The organism is Flavobacterium erigeronis (assembly GCF_054075165.1).
Genome location: NZ_JBSKGP010000012.1, coordinates 178,388 through 184,500, shown reverse-complemented (window position 1 = coordinate 184,500; position 6,113 = coordinate 178,388). Strand labels below are relative to the sequence as shown.

Sequence of the window (6,113 nt, the reverse complement as noted above, 5' to 3'; positions counted from 1 at the left end):
TCGAATCTTTTTTCTGAAAATTTCTTTTCTTTTTTATCCTTAAAGCCTGCCAGTATTTCGATGAGCGTTTTCGCTGTTGCGGGTGCAAAAGTAGCCCCTTTTTCCAGTTATACAAGCTTTTTTATCATGTTTTTTCAATCTTTTTGCGTTCTTTTTCTTAACGCGCTGGTAACATAGGCTTTGCGTTTTAATTATTTTGAGATCTTCGTGGGTTTTTTCTTAGTTCAGTTCTAGATTCCATAATTTACGCTTTTATTCTTTCCCATTTTTTGGGGAGTTTTCAGTGTTTAGCTTGTTTTTTACACTTAACAGACACAAAGCTTCTTCTGGAAGCGGCTGCCCTAGCCCCGATAGAAGCGGAAATCCTTTTTGGGGCGGGGTTCGCCCCAAAAAGATTGCAGCGGATAGCGGGAAATGGCTCCTTATTTTTATTAAATCCCAAATCTTTTATCCCGAAGCTTCGGGACCAAATTCCAATTCTGACGGCTTCGCTGCGCTCAGCCTGACATTCGTTCTTAAATATTATGGTTTGCGTGAATAGCGTTGCGCGAGACGCACTGCGGTGCGCCTCTACAGGGAAAATTGGGGTTTTGAAAATTATACTATTATAAAGTATGTAAAAACAAAGCCGACAGGTTTTGGAAACCTGTCGGGTTGCGAAGCTACTACAATGGGCACGTGACGCACTGCGGTGCGGCTTTACAGGAAAAACTGGGAGCTGAAAACTTATACCATATATATTGTGTAAAAATAAACCCGACAGGTTTTGGAAACCTGTCGGGTTGTAGGGGTCAAAATAGTTACCTTTATATATGTATCGAATTATTTCTTGTTTAGTTCTTTTGCTTTTTGTTGCCATTTTTCTGCTAGATCTTGGTAATCTACTGGATTGGCGGGTTTTTGATTTATGAGTCGGCCTGATTCGAATGCTCGAACTAAGATGGTTTCTATTAAATAGTCTTCGTTTACATCGTATGGTTTATATTCTTCTTTTAAACTAATATCAAATAAATTGGCGGTTGTATTAGATACAAAGGCTTTGAATCCGCTTTTTAGTGTTTTTATTAATTCGTAGGTTGTAATACCAGTCTGGCGATGAATCAGCTTTACTAAAATCTGTCCTTGCTTTCTCGATAATTTTTTTAGCCTTTGTTCGAATTCGTTATTTAAGTAATCTTCTACGATCTTAAAATACTTCTTCTTTTCGCGACTAGTTTTCAATCTAGCCATTCCGTTGTTTAAAGCTGTTAATCTTTCTGAAGCTAGTTTTGCATACGGATAGACTTTATAAACTCGATTTTGCAGAATTTGGAATTGCTTCATTTCTTCTGGGCTCATCTTCTGCCCCTTAGAAATAATTATTTCGGGAAGCTGAATGGTATCACCTAAAATTGAATCTCTCTCTGTGAGAATGTACCCCATTTGTTCGTTCTCTTTGGGAGTAACTTGGGCTTTGGAAGAAAAACAAACTAATAGTATAAATAAAAAGGTGGTTAGTCTCATTGAATCATAATTTAAGTGTAAAATTATATATTTATACACAACTCTAATACCAAATTTCTATTTTAGCAAAAAAATATTTTTATGAGTACAAATTCTATCTTAAATGATAACTCTATAGCTTTCTTAGAAAGTTACTTAAATAACGCTTCTCCTACTGGTTACGAGAGTGAAGGTCAGAAACTTTGGATGGATTATCTAAAACCTTATGTGGATACTTTTATAACTGATACTTACGGAACTGCTGTTGGAGTAATTAATCCTGACGCTCCATATAAAGTTGTTATTGAAGGGCATGCTGATGAAATTTCATGGTATGTAAATTATATTACGGAAGATGGTTTAATATATGTAATACGAAATGGTGGTTCTGATCATCAGATTGCTCCTTCTAAAAGGGTTAATATTCACACTAAAAATGGGATTGTAAAAGGTGTTTTTGGATGGCCAGCGATTCATACTCGTTTACGTGACAAAGAAGAGGTTCCAAAATTGAGTAATATTTTTATTGATTTAGGATGCGAAACTAAGGAACAGGTTGAAGCATTAGGCGTTCATGTTGGCTGTGTGATTACGTATCCAGACGAATTTATGATTTTAAACGAAAATAAATTTGTTTGCCGTGCTATTGATAATAGAATGGGCGGTTTTATGATTGCTGAAGTTGCACGTTTATTACACGATAATAAAAAAACGCTTCCTTTTGGTTTGTATATTGTAAATTCTGTTCAGGAAGAAATTGGTCTTCGTGGAGCTGAAATGATTGCTCACCGAATTAAACCAAATGTTGCGATTGTGACTGATGTTTGCCACGATACCACTACTCCAATGATTGATAAAAAGGTGGAAGGCGATCTTAAAATGGGTAAAGGCCCTGTTATTGGTTACTCACCGGCAATTCAGAATAAATTGCGCGATTTGATTGTAGATACAGCATCAGAAAATAAAATTCCGTTTCAGAGACATGCTACATCAAGAGCTACGGGTACAGATACAGATGCTTTCGCTTATAGTAATGGCGGTGTACCTTCTGCATTGATTTCGCTTCCGTTGCGTTATATGCACACAACGGTAGAAATGGTTCATAAGGACGATGTTGAAAATGTAATCCAACTTATTTATGAAGCTTTATTAAAAATTGAAAATAACGAAACTTTTTCTTATTTTAAATAAAAATATATTTCTAATGTAAATCCAGATCAATACACAGATCTGGATTTACAAATAATAAACAACATGAAAATATTACTGCTCGAAGACGATTTTACTTTGTCTAAAGAAATTTCGGCGTTCTTTGTTTCGAAGGGTTTCGAGTGTTTTCCTTATTATGATGGCTCGCTTCTCATCAAAAAGTATTTTCCTTACGATTACGATTTGATTATTCTGGATATTAATGTTCCAGGAACAAACGGAATTGATGTTTGCAGAGATATTCGTAAAGTTGACAAAAAGACTCCAATTATAATGCTGACGGCTTTTAGCGAAATTGAAGACAAATTATCTTCTTTTGATAATGGCGCAGACGATTATTTGGTAAAACCTTTTCATTTTGAAGAATTGTACGCGAGAGTTCAGTCGCTTTTAAGGAGAAAAGAAGTTCCGCAGCAGATTGAAAATAAAATTGTAATTGACGATCTTGAAATTCTGGAAGAAGAAATGAAAGTTTTTAGATCTGGAGAAGAAATAAAACTAACGCCAAAAGAATTCAATTTAATTTTAATTTTGGCACATGCTAAAGGAAAAGTGCTTTCTAAACAGTTTATTGCCGATAAGCTCTGGGATTATCATATAGAAACCAATCAGAATACTATAGAAGTGTATATAAACTTTTTGAGAAAGAAAATCGATAAAGAACACGAAACAAAACTTATCCGTACTAAAGTAGGTTACGGATATTATTTAAGCGATAAGGAATGACATTAAAAAATCGGATATCACTTTTGGTTAGTTTGCTGTTTACCATTCTTTTTGGTTTGGCTTCTACTGTGATATTCGTTTTGTATTCTAATTATAGAAAAGAAGAATTTAGAGATCGATTAGAGATTAAAGCTTTATCTAACATCAAATTGCTTGTTAATGTAAAGCGTGTCGATAATCAGCTTTTAAAAATAATTGACCAAAATTCTATCAATAAACTTTACGATGAAAAAACGCTTGTTTTCGATTCTAATTTTAAATTGATTTACAGCAGTATCGATGATGCTAAAATAAATTGGTCAATTGAGGATTTAAAATATTTGAAAAAGAATAAAACCTTTTTTAAACAGCAAGGCGACTATGAAGTTTATGGTGTTTTTTACGATACCAACGATAAGGATTTCTATGCGCTTATTTCCGCAACTGACGATTACGGCAAAAAGAAATTGCTATTTTTGAGATATACGTTGGTTATCTCTTATTTGTTCTTTACTACTATTTGCTGGCTTTTGACTTCTTTAGCTGTAAAGAAAGCGTTGAAACCTCTGGATGCTTTTCATCAGAAAATAAAAAATATTAACGAAAATAATCTTGATACTCGAATTACATCACATCGAAGTAAAAACGAAATTGATTTAATTGCAGATGAGTTTAATTTTATGATGGATCGAATTGAGATTTCCTATCAAAAGCAAAAAGAGTTTACAGCACATGCGTCTCACGAATTGCGAACTCCACTTTCTAGAATGACTTCTCAGATTGAAAACGCTATTACTGATCCTGAAATTAATCCCGAAAAGAAATCTTTCTTAAATAATATATTAGACGATGTCAATCATTTGAGCGAATTGATTAACTCGTTATTGATTCTTTCTAAAATTGACAATCGAAAAACGGATCATAATGATGTTCAGCGTATCGATGAAATTCTGTTCTCTTCGATTGAAAAAATCAATAAAACATTTCCAGATTTTGTTATTCTTTTTGAAATGGAGGAAAGTGATGATTTGGATACAGCATTAGAATTTAATGGCAATAAAAACCTTCTCGAAATTGCTATAACCAATGTTTTAAAAAACGCCTACATTTATTCTGACAACAAACAGGCAAAGGTAAAAATCGGTACCCAGAACGGTCAGTTGATTTTATCGATTACAAATTCTGGCCGAACTTTAAATGATTCGGAACAAAAAAATCTTTTTCAGCCTTTTATGCGTGGTGAAAATGCTAAAGGAATTACTGGTTTTGGACTTGGGCTTCGAATAGTAAATCGTATTCTTAATCTTCACAACTCATACATAACTTACAGTATTCCAAGCACTAACATTAATTTATTTAGTATTATTTTTCGTAGATAATTTATTTTAAGCTATTTTTAAGGTAGATTTTAAGGCGTCTTAAAGTCGGCTGATAGCATATTTGTATAAAATAAATTTGATACAATGAAAAAACTATATGCATTCTTACTGCTTGCATTGCTCAATCAGGTAGTTATGGCTCAAAAAACAGTCACTCTTCAAGACTGTGAAAGCCAATTCTTAAAAAAGAATCTTTTTTTACTGGCGTCGCAATATAATATTGATGCCGCAAAAGCCCTAACTATTCAGGCCAGGATTTGGGACAACCCCACTATAACTGCCGAATTGAATGCTTATAATCCTGAACGTGACAAGTTTTTTGACATTGGAAAAAACGGACAGAAAGTATTTGCAATTGAACAGCTTATTTATCTTGGAGGTAAAAAAAGAAATGAAGTTAAACTTGCTCAAGCTAATGCACAATTGGCAGAACTGCAGTTTAATGACGTATTACGCACTTTAAAACTGCAATTGCGCAAAAGCTTTTTTACTGTTTACTACAATTCCAAAAATCTGGAAAATACAGATAAACAATTGGCACACATCGAAAACTTAATCAATTCGTACTCTATTCAGGCTCAAAAAGGGAATATTCCTTTAAAAGATGTGGTTCGTTTGCAGTCGTTGTATCTAAATTTCAAAAATGAAAGACTGGAAGTTATTAATGATAATATAGAAGAACAGGCGAATTTGAAACTTCTTTTAAATGAAACTGAAAACGTAGTTCCGACAGTAAGAAAAGAAGATTCAGATAAATATTTAAAGATAATCACTTTTGACCTTAAAGGTTTTGAAGAACAAGCAATAGCAAACCGACCTGATTATCTGGCCAAACAAAAAGAAATTGATGCTAATGAACTGAATGTAAAATGGCAAAAATCGCTTTCGGTTCCAGATATAACTTTGGGCGCCAACTACGATCAGCGAAGCGGGGCATTTAATAATGAAGCTAACTTAAGCGTAGGTATTCCGTTGCCTTTATGGAACAAGAATAAAGGAAATATTAAATACGCCCAATCTATTCTGGAACAATCGAAAGTTGAAAAACAAAATTTCGAGTTGCAATTGCAAACTGAAATTACTTCTGCTTGGACCAAATGGGATGAGTCTAGACAAAACTACAGCGTGATCAAGCCAACTGTAAATTCTGATTTTGAAGCGGTTTACAACGGAATGCTGACCAACTTTCAGAAACGAAACGTAAGCCTTTTAGAATTTACCGATTTCATGGAAAGCTACAATCAGGCAATAATTCAGTTAAATGAATTAAAGAAAAAAGTCGTTATCGCAGGCGAAGAATTAAATAGTACCATCAACAAAGATTTATTTTAAAAAATT

At 33.7% G+C, this 6,113-nt stretch carries 5 protein-coding genes; 4 read left to right on the top strand and 1 reads right to left on the bottom strand.

Going from position 1 to position 6,113, the window contains the following annotated elements:
* Positions 1-822: 822 nt before the first annotated feature.
* Positions 823-1,503 carry a DUF4294 domain-containing protein gene (locus tag ACWA1F_RS21710; RefSeq protein WP_456896870.1) on the bottom strand — a complete coding sequence of 227 codons (681 nt, stop codon included), beginning with the start codon at positions 1,501-1,503 and terminating at the stop codon, positions 823-825.
* 81 nt (positions 1,504-1,584) lie between these two features.
* Here ACWA1F_RS21710 and ACWA1F_RS21705 point away from each other — a divergent pair, with 81 nt between their 5' ends.
* From ACWA1F_RS21705 to ACWA1F_RS21690, 4 genes are all read left to right on the top strand, one after another.
* Complete coding sequence (locus tag ACWA1F_RS21705; RefSeq protein WP_456896868.1) at positions 1,585-2,673, top strand: M42 family metallopeptidase; 1,089 nt, start codon at positions 1,585-1,587, stop codon at positions 2,671-2,673.
* Positions 2,674-2,736: 63 nt separating this feature from the next.
* A complete protein-coding gene (locus ACWA1F_RS21700; protein WP_456896866.1) occupies positions 2,737-3,417 on the top strand; it encodes a response regulator transcription factor in 681 nt (226 codons plus the stop codon).
* Positions 3,414-4,775, top strand: coding sequence for a sensor histidine kinase (locus tag ACWA1F_RS21695; protein ID WP_456896864.1), 1,362 nt, complete (start codon positions 3,414-3,416; stop codon positions 4,773-4,775). Before ACWA1F_RS21700 ends, ACWA1F_RS21695 begins: the two co-directional genes overlap by 4 nt.
* Positions 4,776-4,859: 84 nt before the next feature.
* The gene (locus ACWA1F_RS21690) at positions 4,860-6,107 is read left to right on the top strand and encodes a TolC family protein (protein ID WP_456896862.1); all 1,248 of its coding nucleotides are present in this window, start codon (positions 4,860-4,862) and stop codon (positions 6,105-6,107) included.
* Positions 6,108-6,113 lie beyond the last annotated feature (6 nt).

Excerpts from the sequence above, each read along its gene's own strand:
- ACWA1F_RS21710 (WP_456896870.1), bottom strand. The coding sequence starts at position 1,503 with ATGAGACTAACCACCTTTTTATTTATACTATTAGTTTGTTTTTCTTCC.
- ACWA1F_RS21705 (WP_456896868.1), top strand. The coding sequence starts at position 1,585 with ATGAGTACAAATTCTATCTTAAATGATAACTCTATAGCTTTCTTAGAA.
- ACWA1F_RS21700 (WP_456896866.1), top strand. The coding sequence starts at position 2,737 with ATGAAAATATTACTGCTCGAAGACGATTTTACTTTGTCTAAAGAAATT.
- ACWA1F_RS21695 (WP_456896864.1), top strand. The coding sequence starts at position 3,414 with ATGACATTAAAAAATCGGATATCACTTTTGGTTAGTTTGCTGTTTACC.
- ACWA1F_RS21690 (WP_456896862.1), top strand. The coding sequence starts at position 4,860 with ATGAAAAAACTATATGCATTCTTACTGCTTGCATTGCTCAATCAGGTA.